The organism is Wenjunlia tyrosinilytica, assembly GCF_014646055.1.
Taxonomy (GTDB): Bacteria; Actinomycetota; Actinomycetes; order Streptomycetales; family Streptomycetaceae; genus Wenjunlia; species Wenjunlia tyrosinilytica.
In genome coordinates this window covers 1-683 of sequence record NZ_BMMS01000157.1, presented here as the reverse complement: position 1 = coordinate 683, position 683 = coordinate 1, and the positions used below count along the sequence as shown (strand labels likewise).

Sequence of the window (683 nt, the reverse complement as noted above, 5' to 3'; positions counted from 1 at the left end):
GACATCAGACCCGAGCCCGCCACCTCCCCGGTAACAGCCGACACCACCACACGAGTCGGCGCCCTCAACTCGACCGACTCCAACAACGCCCGGAACCCGCCCAACGCCGGCTCGACAAGCACGGAATGAAAAGCCCGCTCCACCTCCAACCGCCGAAACCGCCCGAACCGCCCAGCCACCGCCACGACCTCGACCTCCGGACCCGAAATCACCACCGAAGAAGGACCATTGACCGCCGCCACCGACACCGCACCACCCACCAGCAGCGGCACCACCTCCTCCACCCCCACCGGCAACGCCACCATCACCCCCGGCTCCAGCGCCTGCATCAAACGCCCACGCCCCACCACCACACGACACGCATCCCGCAGACCCAGCACCCCGGCCACATACGCCGCCGTGACCTCACCCAGCGAATGACCCATCACCACATCAGGAACCACACCCCACGACTCCAACAACGCGAACAACGCCACCTCAAAAGCGAACAACGCAGGCTGCGCAAACTCCGTACGCCCCAACACCCCCGCATCCCCGCCGAAGACCACCTCCCGCAAAGACCAGTCGACACAAGCCCCCACACCCGCCACCACACCCTCGAACGCCTCCGCGAACACCGGAAACGCCTCACACAGCACCCGCGCCGCACCCACCCCCAACGACCCCTGACCCGCGAACACCAC

Annotated in this window: 1 protein-coding gene; it reads right to left on the bottom strand. The window is 67.2% G+C overall.

The window, feature by feature from the left end:
* A partial coding sequence (locus IEY86_RS36010) for an acyltransferase domain-containing protein (RefSeq protein WP_189136103.1) occupies positions 1-683 on the bottom strand: 683 nt, incomplete at both ends.